The following is a 24,736-nucleotide window of genomic DNA, read 5'->3' as shown; positions in this document are numbered from 1 at the left end:
CACAGTACATTTATTCGCACGGCCTTTTCTATCGACCCATGAACATCACGGAGCGAATCGTTCGCTCTCTTGCGCGGCATGCAGACCTAACTGCCCGCGCGGGAAATCGAACAGCACGTCGATATTCTGCATCGCCATCAAACCGACCACGATCCGGCTAGCGTCCGGCTTCGCCTTGACGATCGTGACTTGCGCCTTCTCGTAACGGTGCACCCACGAACCCGTGCCGATGGCCGTCGCATAGTTGCCCTGGTCGAGCACATTGCCGACATCGCCGTCACCGGTCCAGTTGGGCGCTTTGTCCATTTCGATGCGGATCATGCCGGTGCTGCCGGTGGCGAACACCAGCGGCGCGCAGAAGGTCATCTTGTCGCCCACATTCACGCAGCCTCGCGGCCATTGCGCCGTGCCGTCTTTCGACACCGTCATCGGCACCATCGTGTAGTCCTTTGTAATCGCGTTCGAGGGGCTCAACACCATGTACGGCTTCGCGAAATTCGAGTGCACCAGATAACGTTGGCCGATGTTGCCGGGCAACGCACGCAATGGTTGGGTGCAGCAGCTATCGTCCGGCTGCGCGGCGCCGACGCCGACGATGCCGGAAAACGCCCAGCCGAATTCACCGGTGTAGCCGTCCATCCCGACGCACTTCCGCGCATTCGGCAGGCAGCGCACGACGTCCACCGCTTGTGTGGCGATCGGCGTTGGCGTCGTGCCGGCGAGGCTGAACGGCACCTTAACGGCCGCCCCGAGAATTTCTACGCCGTTCGCGAATGACAACGACGTCACGCCGCCGGCACTCGCATAGCTCGAACCCGGCAGCACCGACTTCAACACTCGCGTGCCTTGCGTGCCTGTGTCGAGCGCCATGTATACCGGCTTGCCGTCGAGTTGGACCGGCAGGCCGAGGCGTGCGTGATCTTCGTCGGCACGCTCCACGTGCAGCGGAATCAGCAGGCCATCGTTGCCGCCGTTGATCAGCGCGGCGTTGGCGGCCGGCGGCGTGGGGGTGGGGAAGGTGACGGAGCAGCCGGTCAACGCGGCGAGCGCACCGGCTGCGACCAGCGCCGCTGCGGCAGAACGACGAAATTGAAGGCGAAATTGAAGGCGGAAATGAGGACGGAAATGAAAACCGACATGCCGGCGCGCGGCATCGAGATACGACAGGGACATAGGATCACGCTTTGCAAAAAGGCGGGTCCCTGGCGAAGGCGATGCATCGTGAGCTGCCGGTTGGGCAACTCGAACAGCACTGGCGGCAATCTCACTGGATTGCTGCGGCGTGGGCGGGGGAAACCGGGACGCTTGCGGGGGCCTGCGGGAGGGAACACGCGATAACAGGAGCGGCGACTCTACACGGCCACCCGCGGACAATTGCAAAGATGTGTAAAGATTTGAGGGGCAGCTAGCAAGTTGCCCGTGCAAGCATTGATCTATGTCAATAGTCGCGCGGACGGCGGATCACGGTGGCTTGCGCGCGGCCGAGCGTGGCGCGATTGCGGATGGCGGTTGCTCAAGCCCCGGGCGCCGAGGTGGCAGCCTTTGCATCGTGCACGGCTGCGGCGACCCGCTCGACGAACTCGCGGTCGGTGCTCATGAGCGCTTCACGCGGGCCATTCGCGGTCTGCACCATCAAACGATGCGTGATGTCCTGAGTCGCCCACGTGAGCCAGCCGACCACGATCAGCATCGTGCCGCATACCATGCCGACGGGGGAGCGCAATATCCCGCCGGCAATAGCGCCGACGAGTCCGGCGAGCGAGATCGCGCGCGGCAGAACTTTGTTCTTCTGCACGGTGACGACCTGCACGTCGACGATGTCGCGCAGCGGAAAGACCTGGCCGGCCGACGAGAGTGCGTTGCGCGTGACCGACACACCGCGGTCATTGAAAGGGGTTTCCATCGAGTCCAATGCAAGCGGTAGCGAAGGGCGCAGCGTACCAGATGCGGCGGCAGCGCTGGAAGTGGCCAGGTGGCGCAAGACGCTGCTGATCGATTCGCTCAGTGCCACACTTCAGCCTGACGCTTGAAAAATGGTATCACTAATGGCACCATTGATTCATGACGGAGAAAATTCTTGGCCAGATGCGCCGCGAGCCGACCAATGTCCGTTTCTCGGCGTTACTTAAGGTGTGCACGCAATATTTCGGCGAACCACGCCGCTCGGGCACGAGCCACGCAGTGTTCAAAACGCCGTGGCCGGGAGATCCTCGCGTCAATATTCAAAACGATAACGGCAAAGCCAAGGCGTATCAGGTACGTCAGGTATTACAAGCCATAGAAAAGCTCACGGAGAGTCAACATGCCCGCTGATCACTACACCTATCGCGTTACCTGGTCGCCCGAGGACGGCGAACATGTCGGCTTGTGCGCGGAGTTTCCGTCATTATCGTGGCTCGCGCGCACGCCGGATGCCGCGCTGAAGGGCATTCGCGCAGCTGTCGCCGAAGCAGTCGCGGATATGCAGGAAAGCGGCGAGGCGGCACCCGAACCATTGGCCGAGAAGCGCTATAGCGGCGAGTTCAGAGTTCGGATACCGCCGGAGCAGCATCGCGCGCTCGCAATGCAAGCGGCTGAGCAGGGCGTCAGTCTGAATCGGCTAGTGAGTATGAAGCTCGCGGCGTAAGTGTCGGCGTGGGCGCGCAGAGTGCGTCGCATGGCACTCGAACCACCCCCCAAAAAGAAAAACGCCCCGCAGGGCGTTTTCCAGAACCTCGGGACAGCAAGGAACTCGCGCTCCTCGCCGGCAACACCCGATCAGAACTTGTGACGCAGGCCTACGCGAACCGCCAGTTGCGTGCTTGCGCCTGCGGCCGGCAGGTAGCTGCTCGCGCTAGAGCCAATCTGCGCTTGCAGATCGGTATTCTTCGACGTCTTGCCCGCAGCTTGCTGATAGACGCCCAGCAGGTACACGTCGGTGCGCTTGCTCAGTGCGTAGTCGGCGCTGGCATCGATCTGATTCCAGTGACCGTTGGTCAGATCCCTGGACTGCATGTACGTGTAGCCCAGCGCGCCCGTCAGTGCCGGCGTGAATGCGTATTTGCCGCCTGCTTCGTACGCGTTGAACGTCGTCATGTGCCCGGTGATCTGCTCGATGTTCGTGTGCGTCCAGAGAGCCCACATCGTAGCTGCGCCGATCGAGTACCTGGTGCCGACGCCGACCGTCGACAGGTCCTTAGCCGTACCGCTGATCGCCGAGTTAGCGAGCGTCGTCGAGAAGGTCGTCGGCGATGCCGAACCCGGGTAGCGGATGTCCGTATACGCCGCGCCGATGCCGAACGGACCGTTCGCATAGTTCAGGCCGAAGCTGTAAGCCGACGACGAACCGGTAGCGCCCGGCGCGCCAGCAAATGCACCCGCCTGGTTCGAGAAGCCGTACATCGCGCCGAACGTCAGGCCCGCGAAGTTCTCGCTGGTGAACTTGACCGAGTTGCTGATGCGGCTCGACGTGAGCTGGTCGATATCGTTGATGTGGTAGGCGTAGTTGCCCGCGACGGTCTGGCCGCCGTTGGCGTACGAGCCGCCCAGATAGTCGGTCGAGAACGAGTATTGACGGCCGAACGTGAGCGAGCCGATGCCGTTCTTCGAAAGGCCGACGAATGCCTGGCGGCCGAACAGCGAACTGCCTTGGCCCAGCGCGCCGGTGCCGGAGTTAAAGCCGTTTTCCAACAGGAAGAGCGCCTTCAGGCCACCGCCGAGGTCTTCAGAACCACGCAGGCCCCAACGGCTGCCTTGCGAGACGCCGTCGCCGTATTGGTAGAGGTGCTGGCCTTTGGGGCCGGCGTGATTGACATACGTGAAACCGGCATCGATCAGGCCATACAGCGTGACACTGCTTTGTGCGTGGGCGGCGCTGGCGAAGACTGCGAGAGTAGCGGCGGCAAATACTTTCTTGTTCAAAACAATTCTCCGATTAAAAAATAAGCGATCGCCACACCGTGCTCTTTGGCGAGGTCGTGCGATGGCCCGAAATTTAAGGGAGCGCCGAGTAAGGTCTGTGACAGCTTTGTTTATTTTTGGAATCTGTCGCGCCGGCGCGACACTCCGGGCGCGTAAACGCAGATCGCCCGCTGAAACAGCGGGCGATCTGCTTGGCCGGCACCGCTCCCGCATGCAAAAACAGGGGAGCGTCGCCGCAGGTGTTCCTCAAAGGCGCCTTAGTTGCTCAACAACGACCCGCTTCTGAACGCTTTCGCACCGGCAATGCGCGCGAATTCCAGCCCGGCCGTCGCGAAGCGCGTCAAATGCCGCGCGTACAGCACGCCGGCCACGTTGCTCTTCAGCGTCACGACGCGATCGGTCAACGGATCGACGATATCGGCGATCTCCTGGCCGACATCGACCCAGGTACCGACTTCGCAGCGATAGACAAGAACACCGCTGATCGGCGCGACGATCGGCTCGGCGCCGGCCAGAGGCGTCGCGGCGAATTCGAGCGCCGGCAGCGGCGCCGGCGTGCCGTCGATCACGCCACGCGCGGTCAGGTACTCGATGATCGCCTGGGCGTCGCGCTCGGCGTACTCGTACGACACTTCGCGTTGACCGCGCAGTTCGATCGTGACCGAGATCGAGCCGTTCGGAATCGGGAAACGGTCGCCGTAACGGCCGCGCAGATCCGACCAGCAGAAGCTGTGGATTTCGTCGAACGGATTGCCCACCGAATTCAGCGCCAGCAGCGACGCCTTGGCGTCGAGATAGCGGGCAAGCGGCTCGACTTCCGGCCACAGGTCCGGATTCGTGTACAGATGCATCGCGGCTTCCCAGTCGCAGTGCAGATCGAGCACGACATCGGCGTCACACGAGAGCTTTTGCAGTGCCAGCCGTTGCGATTCGAGTTCGGTTTCGGGCTTTTGCGCGTCGAGCGCTTCGCGCATCGCCGCGCGAATTGCTGTGCGATTGGCGTCGGCGTTGTCGGTCAGACGCGCTTCGATGCCGGGCTTGATCAGCGCCGCCAGTTCGTAGAAATTGCGGTTGAAGTTCTGCGCACTGTTGGTCTCGAAGCGGCCCGTCAAATGGCCGAGAAAGTGCTGATTCAGACCGATCGGATTGGCCACCGGCACGATCACGACTTCGCCGCGCAGCTTGCCGGCGCCTTCCAGCGCCGCGAGCTTGCGACGCAACGCCCACGAGACCAGCATGCCGGGCAACTCGTCGGCATGCAGCGACGACTGGATGTAAATCTTCTGCCCGCCGCCGGGGCCATAGTGAAAACTCGTCAAATCACGGGCGGTGCCGAGCGTCGGGGCAATCAGCGGATGGGTTTGGGTTTGCATGGTTTTCAAATCCGCGGGCAAGTGGGGCATGCCGCGCTTTGTCGTTGATTACAGGGGGAAAGGGTGTCTCAAGGCCGGTCTTCGGCGGGCTGGTTTGGCGCGCCTCTATCGCACGATCTTAGCCGATATGACGCAACGCGTGGTCTTTTGCGGCGTCGTGCGGATCGTGCGCGGCATGCGGGCAGGCCTGTCCGGTTCGATCGCAGTCCGGGTGGCGCGGCAAAGCGGCCCTGCAAACGAAACGGGCTCCGCATGGTGCGGAGCCCGTTCCTCGCAAGCCGGCAAGCGCGTCGTTAGACGCGCGTGGCTGGCTTAGCCGCCGTACACGTCGAAGTCGAAGTACTTCTTCTCGAGCTTCTTGTACGTACCGTCCTTGATGATGTCGGCGATCGCCTTGTCGACCTTCGCCTTCAGATCGGTGTCTTCCTTGCGCATGCCGATGCCCGCGCCGTTGCCGAGGATCTTCTCGTCGACGATATCCTTGCCCGCGAACTCATAGCCCGCGCCGCGCGGCGTCTTCAGGAAGCCGATTTCAGCTTCAACCGCGTCCTGCAGCGATGCGTCAAGACGACCCGACAGCAAGTCCGCGTAGACCTGGTCCTGGTTCTGATACGGCACGACCTTCGCGCCCTTCGGTTCCCAGTACGTCTTCGCGTAGGTTTCCTGGATCGTGCCTTGCTCGACGCCAACCGCCTTGCCCTTCAGCGAATCGGCGGTCGGCAGGATGCCCGAACCCTTCTTCGTGACGAGGCGCGTCGGCGTGTTGAACAGCTTCGACGAGAAGGCGATCTGTTCAGCGCGTTGCGGCGTCATGGACATCGACGACAGCACGCCGTCGAACTTCTTCGCTTTCAGGGCCGGGATCATGCCGTCGAAGTCGTTTTCGATCCACACGCACTTGGCCTTCAGGCGCGCGCAGATTTCATTGCCGAGGTCGATGTCGAAGCCCGCGAGCTTGCCGTCCGAACCCTTGGACTCAAACGGGGGGTAGCTGGCGTCAACGCCGAAACGGATAGTCGACCAATCTTTAGCGTGTGCGCCAATCGAGACGGTTGCAAGCAGAGCAACCGTCAAAGCCGCTAGCAGTTTTTTCACTGTTTAACTCCTCGGTGTAGTTCAAATACTCCCGCATGCGGTTGTGCCGCTGCGGGACGCCCGGCGCGACTTACGACCAGGCCTGGGTTGAGGCTGCCAGCCGGGGCGGCCAAGCAGCGCGCGCAAAGCTTATCAGTTCAAAAAGATTGGGTAGCTAGTGAAACACCGGATAGCGCATGGCCATAGCTTTTGAAGCTGGAATGTGGTGGGGATTCGGCGGCGCCCGCCATGCGTATTTTCGGTGCGCGGCGTGTTGCCCTGTAAAGACGGCGTAATGAAGTTAGCTAATGGCGGAGCTTTGCCCGAATGCTCCGCAAGATGCGGTGTGCCGGCAAAACCAGTCTCGAGAATAGCGCTATATACCGCCGCTTATTGCGAATTATTACAGCGCTCGCGATTGTTTCAAATGGCTGTCGATGAATTAAAGATTTCGCGGGAACTACCGTTAAATACAGATGAGTGCATTTGTTAAATCATGGCTGACAGGTTGTTTTTCTCGATCGGGACGGGGCCTGAACCAAAAATGCATTGCCTGGCGCTATCATCAACCGTTTGCACGCCTGCCTTCGCGGCGTGCGAATGTATCGGTATCTGTCTGAACAAACTGATCGGGCACGACGTCCGCGGTTAAATACCGCGCGCCTGTTTGCGTTCGTAATAACGGCCTTCTGCGAAGCGGTGTTGTATATGCACACGATTTCGATGGCAGACGAAATGCGCTGTTTCAAACCATCGCTCCGACGCCGAATTGCAGTCGCGGCAGCACGCGCGAATTCGCTGCGCTGCTGCGGGTTTTGCGGGTTTTTGACACTGCTGATAAACGCCGCTTTCTGCTGCAGCCTTTTGTCGTCAGCACCCGCCGTGGCCGCCGACAAAGTTCTGCGTGTACTGGCGTGGCCCGGTTATGCGGACGCCGATGTCGTCGAGACTTTCGAAGCGCGCTACCACGCGAAGGTCGAAGTCACCTTGGTCGATTCCGACGAGGCGCTATGGGCGCAGATGCATGCCCAGGGTATGCCGCAGTTCGATGTGCTCGCTGCGAATACGGCTGAAATCGAGCGCTATACCCGCGCGAATCTGCTGGCGCCGCTCGATCTGGCCAGTTTGCCGAATACGAAAAAACAGTTGCCGCGGTTTCAGGCGCTGTCGTCGATTGAAGGGCTGACTTCGGCAGGCAATGTGTACGCCATTCCATTCACGTATTCGTCGATGGGGCTGATCTATGATCGTACGCAGATCGCCGTTGCGCCGCGCTCGATGCGCGAATTGTGGAATCCGCGTTACCGCGGCAAGGTTCTGGACTTCAATAGCGCCCCGCATAATTTCTCGTTCACCGCGCTGGCGCTGGGCTATTCCCGTCCCTTCCAGCTCGACGCCACGCAGATGCGCGTGATCGCTCACAAACTCGTCGATCTGCGCCGCAACCTGCTGACCTATTACACGCTGCCGGAAGAAGCGACCGCGTTCTTCATCCAGCATAAAGTTGCCTTGATGTTCGGCAACTATGGCACCCAGCAGGTTGAATCGTTGCGGCGCGCCGGCGCCGACGTGGGCTACGTGATTCCCGACGAAGGGGCGCTCGCCTGGCTGGACTGCTGGTCGATGACGCGTTCCGCCAAGGATCGCCCGCTCGCGCTTGCGTGGATCAACTACATGCTCGAACCGGGCGTCAGTGGGTTGTTGACGCAACGTCAGGGGCTCGCCAACACGCTGACGGCGCCGGCGGAAGACAGCGACAAAGCGCACATTATCTGGATCGGCCCAGTGGAAGATATTCAGCGGCGTGAAGAACTGTGGAACAGAATCGTGTCCGGCGACAGGTCGGAGCGTTTTTGATGATGCGCCCCGGCTTGACATTCAAGTTATCGGTTCTGCTGGCGTGCATTGGCGTGCTCGCGTCGGGCGCGACCGGCTACTACACGTATCGTGCCAACCGTACGATGCTGGTGAACGAAGCCGAACGCAGCCTGCTGACTTCAACGGAACTGCTGGGCCAGCGCTTTTCCGTGGCGATCGACGATGTCGGCGCAGACGCGCTGGTGCTCGCGAGCTTGCCGTCTTCGGTGGACGTCTTGCGGACCGATAACGGCATGGGTGCGAATGCGCCACGCGAACAGCTGGCACAGGTGTATGCCAGCTTCATGGTTCACCACCCCGAGTACCTGCAAATCCGCCTGATCACCCGCAAGCACTACGGACTCGAACTGGTCCGTTTCGATCGTGATGCGGACGGCCTGGTGCGGGTCGCGGGGAACAGCTTGCAGGAAAAAGGCCAGTTCGCGTATGTGTTCGACACGCTGGCGTTCTCGCCCGGGCGCATTTACACCTCGCCGATCTCGGTGAATCACGAGTACGGCACGCATGCCGCCGAGGGCAAGCCGACGCTGCGGCTCGGCACACCGGTGGCGGACGCGAGTGGGGCAGTGGCGGGCGTCGTGATTATCGACATCGATCTGGCCGGCCTGCTCAACCGTTTGCAAAACGATTTGCCGAGCGACTACCAGGTCTATCTCGCCAACGAATGGGGCGATTTCCTGGTCCATCCGGATGCCTCGAAAACGTTCGGCTTCGACAGAGGGCGCCGTGTTCTGATGCAGGACAGCTTTTCCGCCACCAGGCCGCTCTTCGATCAGTCGGAAGGCGAAGTTCTGCTGAACGGTCTCATGCGGCCGCGGCAGGCGGCGGGTCAAGTGCTGGCTTTCGTGCGCCGGCCGTTCGGCGCGTCCGAGGGCAACCGCTTTATCGTGCTCGGCCTCGCCAAGCCGCTCAAGGATGTATTGTCCGGCGCTACCGAGCTGGGTAACAGAATCATTCACATGGTGTTGATCTCTAGCGTGTTGGCGCTGTTCCTGGCGGTTCTGTTTGCGCGTGCCCTGACCAAGCCTTTGCACATTCTCGCGTTCGCAGCGACGCATCTGTTCGCCGAGCACGCGATGGAAACGCTGCCGCTCAAACGTACCGACGAGATCGGCATATTGGCGCACTGCTTCGATCGTCTGCGCCGGGAAATCAAGTCGCAGATGGATGTGCTGCATAACAAGCAACGTGAGCTCGTGCATCTCGCCACGCACGACGGGCTGACCGGCCTGCCGAACCGCATGCTGTTCATGCAGAAGCTCGAGGTGGCGATCAAGGAAGCGGCACTGCGTCAGGAAGGGCTCGCCGTGCTGTTCGTCGACCTCGACCGCTTCAAGCAGATCAACGACCATTTCGGCCATTCGATTGGGGACAAGGTGCTCGCCGCGGTGGCGCACCGGCTGAAGCAGGTGCTTGGCACGGCGGATGTTGCCGCGCGCCTCGGCGGTGACGAGTTCATCGTGTTGATCGAGGGGCCGCGTTCTGCCGAGGCCGAACCGGGGATTGCGTCGCGGATCATGGCCGCGTTGAACGAAGCATTGCGGATCGACGGACAAAGCGTGACGGTGGGCGCGAGCATCGGCATCAGTCAGTTTCCGGACGATGGCGCTACGGCAGAGGAGCTGCTGCTCAACGCCGACGCGGCGATGTATGGGGCCAAATCCGATGGACGGTGTGGGTATCTGCGCTACCAGGATGTGCTGGCGGCGCGGAGGCACGCGCTGGAGCAGACGGGCGAAGGGGCAACGGAAGGCCGTGAAGCGGAGCCGACTGCCTGAAGCGCCGATAGCCGGTCTCATAATCCTCATACGAATAACCCGCCCGAAACGCGAGGCAACTTCGCCTCGTTCGGCGCTTCATCGAGCGCCGAAGCAATCGTTTGCGCCGATCTTGAGATAACTCTTTTTGATTTTCGCGGGCGCGTTTTCGGCCTATCAACTTTTCCCGCCGGCCTGCCGAAAACATCGCTATAGCAACGGGATTGACTGGAGATGGGTGTGAAGCGACAAGTGTGGTTTTTGGTGACCGTTCTCGCGTTGGCCGGCTGCGCTCAGATGTCTGCGCAGAATGCCGCGCATACTGACAAGGCGCCCAACGAAGTCATCAGCTTCGAGATTCCGCCGGATGCGCTCGGGGCGCATGACCCGCAACTCACCACCGTGCTTGCCAAGGCAGGCGCCTTGGCTGCCGCGCAGCAGCAGTCCACGGTCGTGCAGGTCACCGCGCTGGGTCAGGATTTCGCGTACCTGAACCAGGCGGTATGGAAGGGCGTGCCTGTGCAACGCATGTCGAAGGTGAGCTTCGAAAATCGAACCGCCGGTCTTGGTCAGCCGTATAGCGTGTCGATCAGGACGGTGCAATGAGGGGGGCCATCGCGATGCTTCGAATCACCTTACTGACGGTGGCCACGCTGCTCGCCGCGCCTGCCTTTGCAGGCCAGCCGGGAACGGATCTGCAGTCGGCCGCCGCATTTCCCGCCGCGGCGGACAAGGTTTATCCGCCGTTGCCATCGCTTGCGATGCTGCCGCCGTCGAGTGGCAGTGACGATGACTTGCCTGTGAAGCCGGCGCTGCATCGAAAGAAATCACATGCGCCGGTACAGATGCAGGAGCGCAAGGCGCCGCCGATGCCGACTGTCCGGCTCGTCGTGTCCGATGCTTCACATGCGTACCTCGACTCCGTGCAACGGCAAATCGATCAGGCTCTCGCCAAGTGATTCGGCCAGCGGTCCGCTGCCTCCAATTTTTATCGCGATCAAGCGGAAGGATGAATCGTGTCCTTGAAAAACTTCTGTATTGCGCTGGCGTGGCTGTCGATGTGCGGTGTGGCACGCGCGGCGGATGATTGCTTCAATGAGGCCGCAGCTTACCAGGGCGTCAATCCATGGATATTGCGGGCCGTCGCATGGTACGAGTCGAAGGGGGACCCGGGCGCGATACACCGGAACGCGGACGGTTCGATCGACGTCGGTCAGTTGCAGATCAATTCGATTCATTTCGGCGATCTCGCGCGTGAGGGTGTGCCGCATCGTGCGCTGACCGACCCGTGCGTGAACGTCTATGTGGCGGCCTGGCTGCTCAAGCAGAAGATGGTCAAGCACGGCAATACCTGGCGCGCGATCGGCGCGTACCACTCGGAAACGCCGAAGCAGCGCGACGCCTACGCACGCAGCATTCAGCAGGTGCTGGTCGCCTGGGGGCAGTTGCCGTCCGCCCGTGAGTCGCTGGCCGCTAGCCGCTAGTCACGAAAACGCAGCGTCGGGTGGTTATCATGAGGCCCCGGACGGCCCCGGTTTCACCCGCGAAGCAGCGCTTCCATGCCGCATCGCGCGGAGAAAGCAGGGCCACGCTGTACTTGCTGAGGCCCTCGTTGATCAGATCACATACGCGTAAAGCGGCGGTGTTGGTGGCGCTTGCCGGTATCGGCCTCGCCGTCGGCGCGCCTTTCGTTCTCAATTCGTGCAGGCGCTCGCCCTGCATGCTGCACTGTGGACCGGGGTGCCCGCAGGAGGCGGCACCGGCGACATCGCGCTCGCGGCCGCGTTCGCTAGCTGGGTGCCCCGGGCGAGCATCGCGACGGCGCTGGTACTGTGGCGCTTCGCGACGCTTTACTGTCCGTTGATGCTCGGCGCGGCGAGTTTCGTTGCGCTCGCCGCGAGGGGGCGCAACGCATTGCCGGCGGCGGAATGAGTCGTCGAGGCCGGGCGCGGGCGGCTGGCCCGGCACCGTGAGCGCTTCAGCGCGGACTATCGGACACTTTTCTCATCCGTGCCGCAAAACTCGCCCGTGGGCCGTGGTCGATGCGTAAGCGGAGTAATTGAAAGGTCTGCGAAATCAGCGCAAGCGGATAAACAGCCTTGAAGAGGTCCGCGATCATGCGCCATTCCGCGCGCAAGCCTCTCCAGTAGCCGAGCTTCTCGGTTTTGCGAGCCTGCGTGACGCGCGGCCAGTGAGTCACTGCAATAGGCAGGCGGCGTTCGATGATGCGGCGGTTCATGAACACTTCGACCCCGAAGCGCGGCAAGCCGTGAACCTCCTGCAGGACTTCGCTCAGAAACGCTTTTGTGACGACCCGTTCGCCGGAGACAAAATCGAGGCCGATGGCGCGAAACGCCAGCAGGCTGTTCTGGCGCAGGCTCAGGCTGACTTGCGCCTTGCCTTGCAAAACGGGAAGGGCGAGCGCGCCGATGCACTCGGCGGTCAGCCCTTTCAGATCGGCGTCGAGCAGCATCAGCAACTCGCCTGTCGCTGCGGCGATTCCGGCTGCCATGGCAGCGCTTTTGCCACGGTTCTCGACGCATCGAATCAGCCGCACGGACGCGAAGCGTTCGACTATTTCAGCGGTGCCGTCGCTCGAACCGTCGTCCACCACGATGATTTCGCCGAGCAAAGGGTGGGCACAGGCCACGGCGAGCACCGTGCCGATGCGGGGCGCTTCGTTATAGGCACAGATGACGCAAGACATGCGTGGGAAATGACGGTTTGGCGCGCGAGCAGTCATAGGAATGGGCGTAGTGAGCAGACAATGGTGCGGTGCAGCAGGATACTGATTTTTCAGCTATAGTCGCGATACGGCTTATGCCCAGAGAGGTACAAAAAATGTACGACGCCGAAATCGCCGCCACCCTCCTGAACCGTTGGGCCACACGTTCGTCAACAACCGACTTCGACGCTTATCTCGACTTGTTGCGCGAAGGCAACCTCAGTTTCACCTATCAATCCGGTCACGTGCGCGAAGCCGGCCTCGAAGAGGGGGGCGCATTCAATATCGAATCTCTCGTTTTCGGTGACGGCTCGCGCACCCTGCGTGTCGAAGCGCCCGACCAGACACCCCGCTGGACGCGTTGGGCCGCGATTGAACCGCTGCTGCCCGTAACCAGCGAGGCCTGAACACCATCGTCAGACGATCCGCGCGCCGGCGCGATACGTCGCGCGAGGCACCGGCAGTGTGTCGAGCATCGTGACGCGCACGAAGTCCGCGCGCAAACCCGCTTCGATCGCCCCGCGGTCACGCAGGCCCGCCGTGCGGGCCGGTGCGGCGGAGACCGTCGCCATCGCGCGCGGCAGGGTCCAGCCGGCCTTGTTGACGAGTTCGAACACGGCGGTCATCAAACTGGACGGCACGTAATCCGAGGACAGGATATCGAGCAGGTCAGCCTTCGCCAGTTCGAGGGCCGACACGTTGCCGGAATGCGAGCCGCCGCGCACGATATTCGGCGCCCCCATGATGGTCGAAATACCGTGCTCGCGTGCGGCCTCGGCGGCGATGCGGGTGGTCGGAAATTCCGCCAGCACGATGCCTTCGGCCTTGGCCTGTTCGACGTGCTCGATCAGCGTGTCGTCATGGCTGGCCACCGGAATGCCGAGCCGCTTGCAGCGCGTCACGATCTCGCGACGGTGCGCGTCGGCGTAACGTTCCTGTTCGACGGACAGTTCGACCAGCGCGGTTGCTACGTGTTCGTCAGTCAGTTTGCCGTTGCGCTCCTGGAAGCGGCGCCATTGTTCGCGGTCGTGCCATTGACGTTGGCCGGGCGTGTGATCCATGACCGAGGCGAGCCGCAGCAACGGATGCGCGCACAACGAATCGAACAACTCGACCACGTCGGCGGTGGCGATTTCGCAGCGCAGATGCAGAAAGTGTTCAGCGCGCAGCAGCTCGCGCTCGGAGAAGCGCGTAAGGGATGCGGCACATTGCATTTGCATCTCGCGGCCGCGCAGCCCGACGTTCGAGCGCGAACCGATCGCGAGGGCATCGAACACCGTGGTGATGCCGGCCGCCGCCACCTGCGCGTCGTGGATCACGAAGGCGGCGTCGGTATTCCATTGCACGCCCGGACGCGGCACCAGATGCTTCTCGAGGTTGTCCGTGTGCAGTTCGATCAGACCCGGCAACAGATAGTCGCCTTCCCAATCTTCCGCTTCGCGCGCTGAGGTCGTGCCACGCTCGACGTCGCGAATCGCGCCGTCTTCGATGCGCATCACACCGGTAAATACTTCGTCTCGCGTCACGATGCGAGCGTTCCTGATCAACATCGACTTGCTCCGTAGTCTGTCTTGAGTGCCGCAGCTCAGCGCTTCGACTCAGCGCTTCGACTCAATGTTTCAGCTCAGTGGTTTAGTTTAGTGCCGTTTCGTGTCAATTAATGGCGTAGCGGCGGCTGGAGTTCGAGGCGGCGCGTGGCCACCTTGTTGCGGGTATCTTCGTCGTGAAAGATGCCGACGATCGCCGCGCCACGCTCGCGTGCTTCAACGATCAGTTCGGCGACCACGTCGCGGTTCTCCGCATCGAGCGAGGCCGTGGGTTCGTCGAGCAGCAGCAGCGGATGCCCGGCGATCAAGCCGCGGGCGATGTTCACGCGCTGCTGTTCGCCGCCGGAGAAGGTGGCGGGCGCGAGCGACCACAGCCGCTCGGGCACGTTCAACCGCGCCAGCAGGGCAGCAGCACGCGCACGGGCTTCGTCTTCCGCGACGCCGCGCGACAGCAGCGGTTCGGCGACGAGCGTGAGCGTCGGCACGCGTGGAATCACGCGCAAAAACTGGCTGACGTAGCCGACCACGCCGCGGCGCAGACGCAGCACGTCGTGCGGCTCGGCGCCGGTGATCGACACCGGCGGCGCGTCATCCGCCGCCGCAGCGCGAATCGCAATGGAGCCCGTACTGGCCAGATAGTTGCCGTACAAACAGCGCAGCAGCGTACTCTTGCCAGCGCCTGAAGGCCCGACCAGCACGACACACTCGCCGCGTTCGACATCGAGCGACACGTCCGCGAGCGCTTCGATCTGCACGCCGCCCTGACCGTGCAGCGTGAAGGTTTTACCGATGCCGACCGCGCGCAGCATTAGTGCGTTGTTCTCGCTGAACGCGCGTTCAGTAGCGTGTGATTCCTTGCTTGTTTCAATGGATCGCATTGTGAGCCTCAAACCGGCAGAACCGAGGAAACCAGCGTTTGCGTGTACGGGTGCTGCGGATCGTCGAGCACCTGGTCCGTCAGGCCGGCCTCGACCACTTCGCCGCCTTGCATGACCATCAAGCGATGCGCAAGCAGACGCGCCACGCCGATATCGTGCGTCACGATCAGCACCGACAGATGCAGCGTGGACGTCAATGTGCGCAGCAGATCGAGCAGACGCGCCTGCACCGATACGTCGAGACCGGCGGTCGGCTCGTCCATGAAGACGAGCCGCGGACCGGTGACGAGATTGCGCGCGATCTGCAAACGCTGCTGCATGCCGCCGGAAAACGCCGCCGGAAATTCGTCGATGCGGGTGGCGTCGAGTTCGACGCGCTCCATCCATTGCGTTGCCGTGTGGCGAATATCGCCATAGTGGCGAGCGCCGACGGCCATCAACGGCTCGCCGATATTCGCGCCGGCGGAGACGCCGCTGCGCAGGCCGTCGCGCGGATTCTGCTGCACGAAGCCCCACTCGGTGCGCATCAACAGACGCCGGCGCGGTTCGGACAAAGCGCGCAGATCGAGCTTTTCGCCATGCGTGGCCGTGTAGTGGAGCGAGCCGCTATCGGCTTCGGTTTTCAGGGCGAGTGCATTCAGCAGCGTGGTCTTGCCCGAGCCGGATTCGCCGACGATGCACAACACTTCGCCCGGATAAAGATCGAAGTTGACGTTCCTGCAACCGTTGCGGCCGCCAAATTGTTTGGTGAGCGAACGGGCGCTCAACAGCGGCGTCATGCGGTTTCTCCTTTGCGCGCTTCGTAAGACGGCAGCTCCAGGTCCTGATCGCCGCGGCGTTCATGGCAGTAGTCGCTATCCGAGCAAACGAACATGCGCTTGCCGGCGTCGTCGACGATCATTTCGTCGAGGAAGCTCTCCGTCGATCCGCATAGCGCACACGCGTGCTGCCACTTCTGCACTTCGAACGGATGATCGTCGAAGTCGAGACTGCGTACGGCGGTGTACGGCGGTATGGCATAAATGCGCCGTTCGCGGCCAGCGCCGAACAATTGCAGCGCGGGGTTCATATGCATCTTCGGGTTGTCGAACTTCGGAATCGGCGACGGCGAGCTCAGATAGCGGTGGTTGACGATCACCGGGTAGTCGTACGTGGTGGCGATGCTGCCGTGATGGACGATGTCCTCGTACAGCTTCACACTGATCAAGCCGTAATCAGCCAGCGCGTGCAGCTTCTTGCATTCGGCGACGCGCGGCTCCAGCCGGTATAACGGTTCGGGCATCGGCACCTGATAGACCAGGATCTGCTTATCGGTGAGCGGCGCTTCGGGAATCCGGTGACGTGTCTGGACGATCGTCGCTTCGGTGGTGCGGCGCGTGGTCGCCACGCCCGTGGTGCGCGCGAAGAAGCGGCGGATATTGACCGCGTTGGTGGTTTCGTCGGAGCCCTGATCGATGACCTTCAGCGTATCGTTCTTGCCGATGATCGCCGCGGTCACCTGAATGCCGCCCGTGCCCCAGCCGTACGGCAAGGGCATTTCCCGCGAGCCGAACGGCACCTGATAGCCCGGCACGGCGACCGCCTTGAGCAACGCGCGGCGCAGCATGCGCTTGGTCTGTTCGTCGAGGTAGGCGAAGTTGTAGCCGTCCGCTGCACTGTCGTACGAAGCGGTGGTGAGGGGTGCGTCCGGCGCGTTCATGCGGCTTGCTCCTGCTGATCCTGATCTTTGCTTTCTATGCTGTGTTGCGCCCGCAGGCGCCGCACGAGTTCCAGTTCGGACTGGAAGTCGACGTAGTGCGGCAATTTCAGATGCTGAACGAAGCCGGACGCTTCGACGTTATCGCTATGCGAGAGCATGAATTCGATATCTTGCGTCGGCGAGGCGAGCGTTTCACCGAGCTCCTCGGCGCGCAACGCGCGGTCCACCAGTGCCATCGCCATCGCTTTGCGTTCCGAGTTTCCGAACGCGAGGCCATAGCCTTGCGTGAAAGCAGGCGGCACATCGCCGCTGCCGGCGAACTGGTTGATCATCTGGCATTCGGTGACATCGATGTCGCCGATTTCGACCGCCTCACCCAACTCGTCGAGTTCCATTTCGATGGCGATCGTGCCGAAGCGGATCTCGCCGGCAAACGGATGCGAATGCGCGTAGCCGCGTTGCGTGGCGTAGCCCATCGCGAGCAGGAAGCCTTCGTCGCCGCGAGCGAGATTCTGCAAACGCGTGGCGCGGCTCGCGGGAAACGCGAGCGGCTCGCGCGAGAGGTCGCCGGGTTCAGGTGCTTCCGGTGCGGGGCGTTCCTGCTCGATCAGACCTTCCTTGTCGAGCAGCGCGACCACGCGTGGCATGGCTTCTGCTGCAGACTGGGCGGCTTGATTGGACGATGGGGCTGCGGCCGCATCGGTTCCGGCATCGCCTTCGGCGAGCAGCGCGAAATCCAGCAGACGCTGCGTGTAATCGTAAGTCGCGCCAAGCAGCTGCCCGCCGGGCACGTCCTTGAACGTCGCCGAAATGCGGCGCTGCACCTGCATGGCTTCCGTGTCGATTGCCTGCGTATAACCGAAACGCGGCAACGTCGTGCGATACGCACGCAACAAAAAGATCGCCTCGACCAGGTCGCCCGCGGCCTGTTTGATCGCGAGCGCGGCGAGTTCTTCGTCGTAGACCGAGCCTTCGGTCATCACCCGAGCGACGGCGAGGCGCAATTGCTCGCGAATCTGCGCGACGCTGAGTTCGGCCAGCCGTGTATCGCCACGGCGCGCCTTGTCGAGCAGACGCCACGACGCTCCGATCGCGCGTTCTCCACCCTTGACGGCAACGTACATCAGTTCACCTTCGCTTGAGTTGTGCGCGGCAGGCCGATCAACGAGCTGCCGCAGACGAGATAACAATCGATGCCGCACGGGAAGAGCGGCGCGAGGGCGGCGCGTTCGCGCCAGAAATGCCCGGGCAGGCCGGCCGGCGCGATCGTCGTGGTGTGCGCAATGCCGGGGCCGCTCAGCACGACCGGCGTGCCGCCCGTCAGTGCTTCGACGCGGATCAGCAACGTCACCGAGTGCTCAGAGGACTCCGCTTCGCCAAGCGGAAAGCTTTCCAGCGCCGGCATTGCGCTTGCGTCGTGGATATAGGCGAAGGCGGCAAGTCCCGGTTCGTCGACGAGCGGCGCGCCGGTATGAAACCGCAGTGCCGAAGCCAGCGCGGTGTCGGCTTGTGCGAGCCAGACGGGCGTGGCGTAGTCGCACAGTGTCAGCAGCGCGGCGAATGCGGCGAGCTCGGCGCGGGTGGCCCGTACTTTGGGCAAACCGCTTTCGACGACGCCCACCGTGCCGGGACGCGATAGCGCGTCGAGCAAGGTACGGAATACCGCCTGGGTGTCGTGCACCGGGTCTGCGAAACCGGGCGTCAATGTAGCCAATGAACTGGACAACGAAGTAGACAATGCAATCGGCGAGTTTTCCATTAGTCGCCCCGGACCATCGTGAAGAATTCGACTCGCGTGGCTGCAGCGTCCTGTCTGCGCTCGGCGCGTTGCGCGGCCTGCCGTGCGGCAAACGGCTCGATCAATTGCTGATGCAAGGCAGCGTGATGCTCGGGCATTTGCAGCAGCGCGTCGGCCAGCGCCGCCAGTTCGGCGCGGCGGCGGTCGCGGCCTAGATGACATGCAACACCGACGGCTGCGGTTGCGTCAGCGGTGACGCGCAAACGCAACGTGGCGCGCGTGACGGTGGCTTCGCCGAGATTGAACGGGTCGCCGCTGCCGCCAACGCGGCCGCGCACCATTGCGAGCCCGATTTCGGGTGGCCGCAGCCAGTCGTAAGCGGGGGGCGGGACGCCTTGCAGCGCGAGATCCAGTGCGGCTTGGAGATCGGCGCGCGGCGTGCGGGCCAGCACGGCTATCCATGCGCGCCGCATGGCAGAGGAAGGCGAGGCGGAAGTGGCACTCATCGGAATTCCTGTTGATCCAGCGAATGGACATTTGACCATCTATTCATCTAAACGTCTAGACGTTTAGGGGTATGCTTGTCGAGCGTTGTCGCGCATGGCCGCCGTTTCACATTTCCATCACGGCTTGCGCACTACAATGCATGGCATAGCGAATATTTGAACCCAAGGGAATGACAGCACCATGACATCGAACGACAACGCGACGCCGGGCACGCTGCTCGAACGCGGCGCGGGCGTTGCCGTCTGGCGGCAGATCGAGCGGATTCTGGCGGCGGAAATCGCCGCGAGCGGCTTCGGCGAAGAAGGCCGTTTGCCGAGCGAAGGCGAACTGGCCAAGCGCTTCGACGTGAACCGGCATACCGTGCGCCGCGCCATGCTCGGTCTGGCCGCACTGGGTCTCGTCAGCGTCGAGCAGGGGCGTGGCACGTTCGTGCAACCCGGCGCGATCGACTATACGATTGGCCGGCGCACGCGGTTTACGGAAAACTTGCGTCAGCAGCATCATGCGGCGGCGGGCACGATGTTGTCGGCCGCACGCGTGAAGGCCGAGCCGAATGTCGCGAAGGCGCTCAGCCTGCGGGCGGGTGCGCCGGTCTACCGGATCGAGACGCTGCATGAATCGGATGGCGTGCCGCTCACGTTCGCGCGCAACTGGTATCCGGCTGCGCGTTTTCCGGACTTGCCGGAGGTGCTGCGGCGCACCGGCAGCATTACGAAGTCGATGGCTGAATTGGGCGTGACCGATTATTTGCGCAAGTGGAGCCGTATTGGCAGCGTCTTGCCTGAGCCGGAGGTGGCACGGCGTTTGAATATCAACCGGCAGCAGCCGGTGTTGTGGGTCGAAAACGTCGACGTCGATCTGGAAGGCACGCCGGTTAAATACGGCTTTACGCATTTTGCGGCGGACCGCGTGCAGTTGCTCGTGGAGCATGACGTATGAGCGGCGCCGTATGGGGCGCCGGGGCACGTTTCGCGGTGTATTACGCGCCGTCGCGCGAGTCGGCGTGGTGGCGGGCGGGTTCGGCGTGGTTGGGCCGTGATGCGGAAAGCGGCGAGCGATGCGTGTCGCCGCAGCCGGAAGCGCTGGCACGCCCTCTGGCCGATCTGACCGAAGCGCCGCGCCGCTATGGCTGGCACGGCACGCTGGTTGCACCATTCCGTCTTGCTGAAGGCGTTACCCAGCAGGATCTGCTGGAAGCGGCGCGCAAATGGGCCGGCGCGCAAAGTCCATTCGCGCTGCCTGTCGAAGCCGCGACGCTCGGCGATTTCGTCGCACTGCGTCCTGCCGATCCGGATGGCGAAGCGAACATTCGTCACGTTGCATCCAGTGCGCTGCAAACGCTCGATGCACTGCGCGCCAGGCCGTCCGCTGCAGACGTCGCACGCCGTCTCGCCACGCCGTTGAGTGAACGGCAGCGTGCATTGCTGATCGAATGGGGTTATCCGTACGTCTTCGACGAGTTCCGTTTTCACATGACGCTTTCCAGTTCGCTCGCCGATGCCGATGAGCGCGCGACGCTGGTGGCGTGGTGGCAGGCGCAAACGCCCGCGCTCGGACCGCTCGCTCTCGATCACGCGGCGCTCTTTGTCGAGCCCGCGCCCGGTGAGCCGTTCGTCCTGTGGCAGCGCATGCCGTTTCAGATCCGCGAGGTGAAGTAACAATGGCAGGTCGATTGATCTATGTAATGGGGCCGTCCGGCGCAGGCAAGGATTCATTGCTGAGTTTTGCGCGCCGCCGCCTGATGGGCGAGCCGATTGTCTTTGCGCATCGCTACGTCACGCGGCCGAGCGGCAACGGCGAAGAGCATGTTGCGTTGAGCGTCGAAGAATTCGCGGCGCGCTCGGTGCTCGGTCTGTTCGCGCTCGAATGGTCGAGCCACTCACTGCGTTACGGCATCGGTATCGAGCTCGATGCATGGCTTGCACGCGGTTGCACGGTCGTCGTCAATGGCTCGCGTCAGCATTTGCAGCATACATTGGCGCGTTATCCGCACACGGAAGTCGTGCATGTGGACGCAGCGCCGCATATTCTCGAAGCCCGGCTCGGCGCACGGGCGCGTGAGTCGGCGGAACAGGTCGCGGCCAGGCTCGCGCGGCGGGTGCCGTTTTCGCTGCCGGAAGGGCTTCGGTGCACGACGATCGATAACTCCGGGGCATTGGAAGAAGCCGGGCATGCGCTGATTGCGTTTTTGCAGACGGAAGCCGACGTTCCCGACGTTCGATAAGCTCGACTACTCCGCCACCGCCACCGCCACCGCCACCGCCACCGCCACCGCCACCGCCACCGCCACCGCCACCGCCGCTCGCTGGTCGTTTCCTGCAAGCACGACACGAACTGCAACACCGCCGGTGTCGGCAGCAACTCAGGCCGCGAAATGATGCTGGGATCGTAATTCGGCAGCGCTTCTTCAATTTGCGCGACACGACAACGCGGCGTGGTTATAGTGCTTGCCTGTTTGCCGCGTTAAGCGGCGTGAATTCCATGGAGCGATAGATGAGCGAAGCCGCGCGTTTTACTGAAGTGTCCGACCTGGTGCCTGCCGCCGAAAGCCTGCGCGAGATCCGCCATCACATCCATCACCACCCGGAACTGGCCTACGAGGAAGTGCAAACCGGCGCACTGGTGGCTGAGAAGCTCGAACAATGGGGCTGGCAGGTCACGCGCGGCGTCGGTCGAACGGGTGTGGTGGGCACGCTCAAGGTGGGCAGCGGCACGCGCAGCATCGGCATTCGCGCTGACATGGATGCGCTGCCGATCATCGAGCAGACCGGTCTGCCTTATGCGAGCGGCAGCCACGGCAAGATGCACGCATGCGGCCACGACGGCCACACGACGATGCTGCTCGGCGCCGCGCAGCGCCTTGCCGCCACGCGCAATTTCTCGGGCACTGTGCTTCTGTACTTCCAGCCGGCCGAAGAAAGCGGCATCGACAGCGGTGCCTTGAAGATGATCGACGACGGCCTGTTCGAGCGCTTCCCGTGCGACGCGGTGTTCGGCCTGCACAACCATCCGGGCGAGGAACCGGGGGTGATGTTGTTCCGCAAGGGGCCGTTCATGTCGGCGGGCGACAAGGCGATCATCACGATCGAAGGCGTCGGCGGTCATGCGGCGCGTCCGCATCTGACGGTCGATCCGGTGGTGGTGGCGGCGAGCATCGTGATGGCTTTGCAGACGGTCGTCGCGCGTAACGTCGATCCGTCTCAGCCGGCGGTGGTGACGGTCGGCTCGATGCATGCGGGCACCGCGAACAATGTGATTTCCAGCAGCGCGAGGCTGGAATTGAGCGTGCGTTCGTTCAGCCCCGAAGTGCGCGCATTGCTGAAAAAGCGCATCACCGAACTCGCCGAAAGCCAGGCCGCGAGCTATGGCGGCAAGGCGGTGGTGGAGTACATCGAAGGCTATCCGGTGGTGATCAATTCGGATGCCGAAACGGATTTCGCGGTGCAGGTGGCGCGCGAACTGGTCGGCGACGACAACGTGGTCGAGCAGACCGATATGCTGATGGGCAGCGAAGACTTCGCCTTCATGCTGCAGAAACGGCCCGGCACGTTCCTGCGGATCGGTAACGGCGCGGGCGAAGACGGCTGCATGGTGCACAACCCCCATTACGACTTCAACGATCGCAATCTGCCGGTCGGGGCGGCATTCTGGGCGCGGCTGGTGGAGCGGTATCTGGGGCAATGAGGGGTCTGAGGCGCGCCGTCCGTCGCGGCGCGATTGCCGCGACGATGATCGGCAACTGGCTCGAATTTTCCGGTTTCACCGCGTCTCAACCGCGCCGCGCGACCATCTCCGAGACAGCCTGCGCGGCCTGCTGCAGGGGCTCCAGAAACGCTTTCACCATCTGCCTGGCCGAATTGCGCTGAGCGTTGCCGCTGATATTCATCGCCGCGATCACGCGCCCCTGGCGGTTGCGAATCGGCGCGGACAATGAGATCAGACCGCCTTCCAGCTCCTGATCGACGATTGCCCAACCTTGCTGGCGCACCTGCGCGATCAGCTTTTTCAACTCCTCCTTGTCGGTCACCGTGCGCGGCGTGTGCGCGTAGAGCGGCGACGAACCCAGCGTCGCTTCGAGCGTTTCGTCGTCGAGCGCGGCCAGCAGCACGCGGCCCATCGACGTGCAATACGCCGGCAAGCGGCTGCCGATCGACAGGTTGATGGTCATGATCTTGTGAGTCGGCACGCGCAGCACGTAGACGATCTCGGTGCGGTCGAGCACGGCCGCCGAGCAACTCTCGTGAACCTGCGCCGACAGACTTTCCATCACAGGTTCGGCGAGATTCCAGAACGGCATCGAGGTCAGGTACGCGAAACCGAGGTCGAGAATCTTCGGCGTGAGGCGGAAAAGCCGGCCTTCGGCCTCCACGTAGCCGAGCGTCTGCAGGGTCAGCAGGATGCGGCGTGCGCCGGCGCGTGTCAGGCCGGTGGCGGCCGCGACGTCGGTGAGCGTCTGTTCGGGGCGGTCTGCACTGAACGCGCGGATCACCGAGAGGCCTCGTGCGAACGACTGCACATATGAGTCGCCCGGTTTGTCCGCGGCCGGTTCGGCGCTGACAGGATCGGCAGAAGACGGCGGCAGGGCTTTGCTCATGGACCTTGAAAGATGCGTTCGAAGAGGGGCGCACAGCGCCGGCACGGTTCAGCCGGCGCAATGCTGGGCAAAGGCGTGACGATAGCTTAAGCCTTCTGTTTCGCCAACTTTGGCCGCTTTTGCCAAAAAGAACTCAGGGTTTGCATGGATGCCTCCGCGGTCTCAAATTTGTATGATGACCCGACAACATGCATCGAGGCACCCATGTTCGAGAAGATTCCTGCCCGCGCGCTGAGCGATACCGTTGCGCAGCAGTTGCTCAAGCAGATCGACAAAGGCACCTTTGCCCGCGGCGGCAAACTGCCGACCGAGGCGGTGCTGGCGCAGCAGTTCGGCGTGAGCCGCACGGTGATCCGCGAGGCGATTTCCCGGCTGAAGAACGAAGGCGTGGTCGAGCCGCGCCAGGGCAGCGGTGTGTTCATCGCCGCGCACGGCGCGATCCGGCCGCTGCGGATCGACTACGCGGAAGCGGTTGAAACGGGCTCGGTGCTGCAAATCCTCGCGCTGCGGCGGGCGATCGAGGCGGAAGTTGCCTCGGAAGCCGCCATGCGCCGCAGCGAAACGGACATGATGTCGATTGACGCCGCCCTCGCCAGAATTGACGAAGCGGTGGCCGAAGGCGAGAACGGCGTCGCCGAAGACGTCGCTTTCCACCGCGCCATTGCCGTGGCCACCGGCAATCCCTATTTTCTCAAGACGCTTAGCTTCCTGAATCAGTACCTCGAAGCCGGCACCGTGGTCACCCGCCGCAACGAAGCGTTGCGCGATGACTTCTCACGCCAGGTGCGCAAAGAACATGCGGCCATCGTCGCGGCGATCCGGGCGGGCGATCCGCTGGCGGCGCGTAACGCGGCGAGCACCCATATGAACAACGCGGCACGGCGGCTCGCGGAAGCGGGTATTTGCTGAACTGAATCGAGCCGGCCCGGGTTGGGCCGGGTTGGGCTCCATCGGGGCGCTTGCGGCTAATCAATGTAGAGGTCAGGCATGTCCAGTCGTGAACGCCGCTCAAACCGAAACGGTGCTACCTTGCCCTTGTCGGCGGCGGCGCATCAGATGTTCATGA

At 62.8% G+C, this 24,736-nt stretch carries 28 protein-coding genes and 1 pseudogene; 14 read left to right on the top strand and 15 right to left on the bottom strand.

The window, feature by feature from the left end:
• Window positions 1-45: 45 nt before the first annotated feature.
• Both AYM40_RS31395 and AYM40_RS31390 read right to left on the bottom strand, forming a co-directional pair.
• Entirely contained in the window at window positions 46-1,173 is a 1,128-nt protein-coding gene (locus tag AYM40_RS31395) for a hypothetical protein (protein WP_063499893.1), read from the bottom strand.
• Between the two features lie 340 nt (window positions 1,174-1,513).
• Window positions 1,514-1,903 carry a DUF6232 family protein gene (locus tag AYM40_RS31390; RefSeq protein WP_063500831.1) on the bottom strand — a complete coding sequence of 130 codons (390 nt, stop codon included), beginning with the start codon at window positions 1,901-1,903 and terminating at the stop codon, window positions 1,514-1,516.
• A gap of 158 nt (window positions 1,904-2,061) precedes the next feature.
• Between AYM40_RS31390 and AYM40_RS31385 the strand changes: the two genes are divergently transcribed.
• Together AYM40_RS31385 and AYM40_RS31380 are read left to right on the top strand one after the other, a co-directional pair.
• Window positions 2,062-2,313 carry a hypothetical protein gene (locus AYM40_RS31385; protein WP_063499892.1) on the top strand — a complete coding sequence of 84 codons (252 nt, stop codon included), beginning with the start codon at window positions 2,062-2,064 and terminating at the stop codon, window positions 2,311-2,313.
• Window positions 2,303-2,626, top strand: coding sequence for a type II toxin-antitoxin system HicB family antitoxin (locus tag AYM40_RS31380; protein WP_063499891.1), 324 nt, complete (start codon window positions 2,303-2,305; stop codon window positions 2,624-2,626). Before AYM40_RS31385 ends, AYM40_RS31380 begins: the two co-directional genes overlap by 11 nt.
• A gap of 131 nt (window positions 2,627-2,757) precedes the next feature.
• On the opposite strand, the gene AYM40_RS31375 is transcribed toward AYM40_RS31380, so the two are convergent.
• The 3 genes from AYM40_RS31375 to AYM40_RS31360 all read right to left on the bottom strand — a co-directional run bounded on the left by AYM40_RS31375 (window position 2,758) and on the right by AYM40_RS31360 (window position 6,368).
• Window positions 2,758-3,900, bottom strand: a complete 1,143-nt coding sequence (locus tag AYM40_RS31375) for a porin (protein WP_063499890.1) — start codon at window positions 3,898-3,900, stop codon at window positions 2,758-2,760.
• 257 nt (window positions 3,901-4,157) lie between these two features.
• Window positions 4,158-5,273: a succinylglutamate desuccinylase/aspartoacylase family protein gene (locus tag AYM40_RS31370; protein WP_063499889.1), complete on the bottom strand. Its 1,116-nt coding sequence runs from the start codon at window positions 5,271-5,273 to the stop codon at window positions 4,158-4,160.
• Between the two features lie 312 nt (window positions 5,274-5,585).
• Window positions 5,586-6,368, bottom strand: a complete 783-nt coding sequence (locus AYM40_RS31360) for an ABC transporter substrate-binding protein (protein ID WP_063499887.1) — start codon at window positions 6,366-6,368, stop codon at window positions 5,586-5,588.
• Window positions 6,369-7,055: 687 nt separating this feature from the next.
• Between AYM40_RS31360 and AYM40_RS31355 the strand changes: the two genes are divergently transcribed.
• The 6 genes from AYM40_RS31355 to AYM40_RS31330 all read left to right on the top strand — a co-directional run bounded on the left by AYM40_RS31355 (window position 7,056) and on the right by AYM40_RS31330 (window position 11,914).
• Window positions 7,056-8,204, top strand: coding sequence for an ABC transporter substrate-binding protein (locus AYM40_RS31355; RefSeq protein ID WP_063500830.1), 1,149 nt, complete (start codon window positions 7,056-7,058; stop codon window positions 8,202-8,204).
• Complete coding sequence (locus AYM40_RS31350; protein WP_063499886.1) at window positions 8,204-10,003, top strand: diguanylate cyclase domain-containing protein; 1,800 nt, start codon at window positions 8,204-8,206, stop codon at window positions 10,001-10,003. The genes AYM40_RS31355 and AYM40_RS31350 overlap by 1 nt, the downstream gene beginning before the upstream one ends.
• Before the next feature lie 276 nt (window positions 10,004-10,279).
• Window positions 10,280-10,588, top strand: a complete 309-nt coding sequence (locus tag AYM40_RS31345; protein WP_236721124.1) for a hypothetical protein — start codon at window positions 10,280-10,282, stop codon at window positions 10,586-10,588.
• Window positions 10,589-10,602: 14 nt separating this feature from the next.
• Window positions 10,603-10,941, top strand: coding sequence for a hypothetical protein (locus AYM40_RS31340; RefSeq protein ID WP_063499884.1), 339 nt, complete (start codon window positions 10,603-10,605; stop codon window positions 10,939-10,941).
• 99 nt (window positions 10,942-11,040) lie between these two features.
• A complete protein-coding gene (locus AYM40_RS31335) occupies window positions 11,041-11,466 on the top strand; it encodes a lytic transglycosylase domain-containing protein (protein WP_082855525.1) in 426 nt (141 codons plus the stop codon).
• Window positions 11,467-11,722: 256 nt separating this feature from the next.
• Window positions 11,723-11,914, top strand: a complete 192-nt coding sequence (locus AYM40_RS31330) for a hypothetical protein (protein ID WP_158515363.1) — start codon at window positions 11,723-11,725, stop codon at window positions 11,912-11,914.
• A 46-nt stretch (window positions 11,915-11,960) separates the two neighbouring features.
• On the opposite strand, the gene AYM40_RS31325 is transcribed toward AYM40_RS31330, so the two are convergent.
• Entirely contained in the window at window positions 11,961-12,689 is a 729-nt protein-coding gene (locus tag AYM40_RS31325) for a glycosyltransferase family 2 protein (RefSeq protein WP_063499881.1), read from the bottom strand.
• Window positions 12,690-12,823: 134 nt separating this feature from the next.
• Here AYM40_RS31325 and AYM40_RS31320 point away from each other — a divergent pair, with 134 nt between their 5' ends.
• Complete coding sequence (locus AYM40_RS31320; RefSeq protein WP_063499880.1) at window positions 12,824-13,114, top strand: hypothetical protein; 291 nt, start codon at window positions 12,824-12,826, stop codon at window positions 13,112-13,114.
• Window positions 13,115-13,123: 9 nt separating this feature from the next.
• Here AYM40_RS31320 and AYM40_RS31315 read toward each other — a convergent pair whose 3' ends face one another.
• The 7 genes from AYM40_RS31315 to phnG form a co-directional block, all read right to left on the bottom strand.
• Complete coding sequence (locus tag AYM40_RS31315; RefSeq protein ID WP_063499879.1) at window positions 13,124-14,257, bottom strand: alpha-D-ribose 1-methylphosphonate 5-triphosphate diphosphatase; 1,134 nt, start codon at window positions 14,255-14,257, stop codon at window positions 13,124-13,126.
• Window positions 14,258-14,364: 107 nt separating this feature from the next.
• Complete coding sequence (gene phnL, locus AYM40_RS31310; protein WP_063499878.1) at window positions 14,365-15,132, bottom strand: phosphonate C-P lyase system protein PhnL; 768 nt, start codon at window positions 15,130-15,132, stop codon at window positions 14,365-14,367.
• Between the two features lie 8 nt (window positions 15,133-15,140).
• On the bottom strand, window positions 15,141-15,911 hold the full coding sequence (gene phnK, locus AYM40_RS31305) for a phosphonate C-P lyase system protein PhnK (protein WP_063499877.1): 771 nt from the start codon (window positions 15,909-15,911) through the stop codon (window positions 15,141-15,143).
• The gene (locus AYM40_RS31300) at window positions 15,908-16,831 is read right to left on the bottom strand and encodes an alpha-D-ribose 1-methylphosphonate 5-phosphate C-P-lyase PhnJ (protein ID WP_063499876.1); all 924 of its coding nucleotides are present in this window, start codon (window positions 16,829-16,831) and stop codon (window positions 15,908-15,910) included. Before AYM40_RS31300 ends, phnK begins: the two co-directional genes overlap by 4 nt.
• On the bottom strand, window positions 16,828-17,955 hold the full coding sequence (locus tag AYM40_RS31295) for a carbon-phosphorus lyase complex subunit PhnI (RefSeq protein WP_063499875.1): 1,128 nt from the start codon (window positions 17,953-17,955) through the stop codon (window positions 16,828-16,830). The genes AYM40_RS31300 and AYM40_RS31295 overlap by 4 nt, the downstream gene beginning before the upstream one ends.
• Window positions 17,955-18,590 (bottom strand): phosphonate C-P lyase system protein PhnH, encoded by a 636-nt coding sequence (gene phnH, locus AYM40_RS31290; RefSeq protein WP_063499874.1) that lies wholly within the window; start codon window positions 18,588-18,590, stop codon window positions 17,955-17,957. Before phnH ends, AYM40_RS31295 begins: the two co-directional genes overlap by 1 nt.
• Window positions 18,590-19,075, bottom strand: a complete 486-nt coding sequence (gene phnG / locus AYM40_RS31285; protein ID WP_063499873.1) for a phosphonate C-P lyase system protein PhnG — start codon at window positions 19,073-19,075, stop codon at window positions 18,590-18,592. The genes phnH and phnG overlap by 1 nt, the downstream gene beginning before the upstream one ends.
• A gap of 181 nt (window positions 19,076-19,256) precedes the next feature.
• Here phnG and phnF point away from each other — a divergent pair, with 181 nt between their 5' ends.
• Genes phnF through phnN form a run of 3 tightly spaced genes read left to right on the top strand, consistent with a single transcriptional unit; the run spans window position 19,257 to window position 21,300 of the window.
• Entirely contained in the window at window positions 19,257-20,015 is a 759-nt protein-coding gene (phnF, locus tag AYM40_RS31280; RefSeq protein WP_063499872.1) for a phosphonate metabolism transcriptional regulator PhnF, read from the top strand.
• Complete coding sequence (locus AYM40_RS31275; protein ID WP_063499871.1) at window positions 20,012-20,734, top strand: DUF1045 domain-containing protein; 723 nt, start codon at window positions 20,012-20,014, stop codon at window positions 20,732-20,734. Before phnF ends, AYM40_RS31275 begins: the two co-directional genes overlap by 4 nt.
• 2 nt (window positions 20,735-20,736) lie before the next feature.
• Window positions 20,737-21,300 carry a phosphonate metabolism protein/1,5-bisphosphokinase (PRPP-forming) PhnN gene (gene phnN, locus AYM40_RS31270; RefSeq protein WP_063499870.1) on the top strand — a complete coding sequence of 188 codons (564 nt, stop codon included), beginning with the start codon at window positions 20,737-20,739 and terminating at the stop codon, window positions 21,298-21,300.
• A gap of 77 nt (window positions 21,301-21,377) precedes the next feature.
• Here the strand turns inward: phnN and AYM40_RS43545 are convergent.
• Window positions 21,378-21,500 (bottom strand): annotated as a pseudogene (locus tag AYM40_RS43545) (LysR family transcriptional regulator); the annotation flags it as partial.
• Between the two features lie 69 nt (window positions 21,501-21,569).
• On the opposite strand from AYM40_RS43545, the gene AYM40_RS31265 reads away from it, so the two are divergent.
• Window positions 21,570-22,760, top strand: a complete 1,191-nt coding sequence (locus tag AYM40_RS31265; RefSeq protein WP_063499869.1) for a M20 aminoacylase family protein — start codon at window positions 21,570-21,572, stop codon at window positions 22,758-22,760.
• 85 nt (window positions 22,761-22,845) lie between these two features.
• Here AYM40_RS31265 and AYM40_RS31260 read toward each other — a convergent pair whose 3' ends face one another.
• Window positions 22,846-23,670 carry an IclR family transcriptional regulator gene (locus tag AYM40_RS31260; protein WP_063499868.1) on the bottom strand — a complete coding sequence of 275 codons (825 nt, stop codon included), beginning with the start codon at window positions 23,668-23,670 and terminating at the stop codon, window positions 22,846-22,848.
• Between the two features lie 204 nt (window positions 23,671-23,874).
• Between AYM40_RS31260 and AYM40_RS31255 the strand changes: the two genes are divergently transcribed.
• On the top strand, window positions 23,875-24,579 hold the full coding sequence (locus tag AYM40_RS31255) for a FadR/GntR family transcriptional regulator (RefSeq protein ID WP_063499867.1): 705 nt from the start codon (window positions 23,875-23,877) through the stop codon (window positions 24,577-24,579).
• Window positions 24,580-24,736: the final 157 nt, after the last annotated feature.

This window comes from Paraburkholderia phytofirmans OLGA172 (assembly GCF_001634365.1).
In the GTDB taxonomy this organism is placed as follows: Bacteria; Pseudomonadota; Gammaproteobacteria; order Burkholderiales; family Burkholderiaceae; genus Paraburkholderia.
The sequence above is the reverse complement of the archived record's forward strand: the minus strand, read 5'-3'. Positions and strand labels throughout refer to the sequence as shown.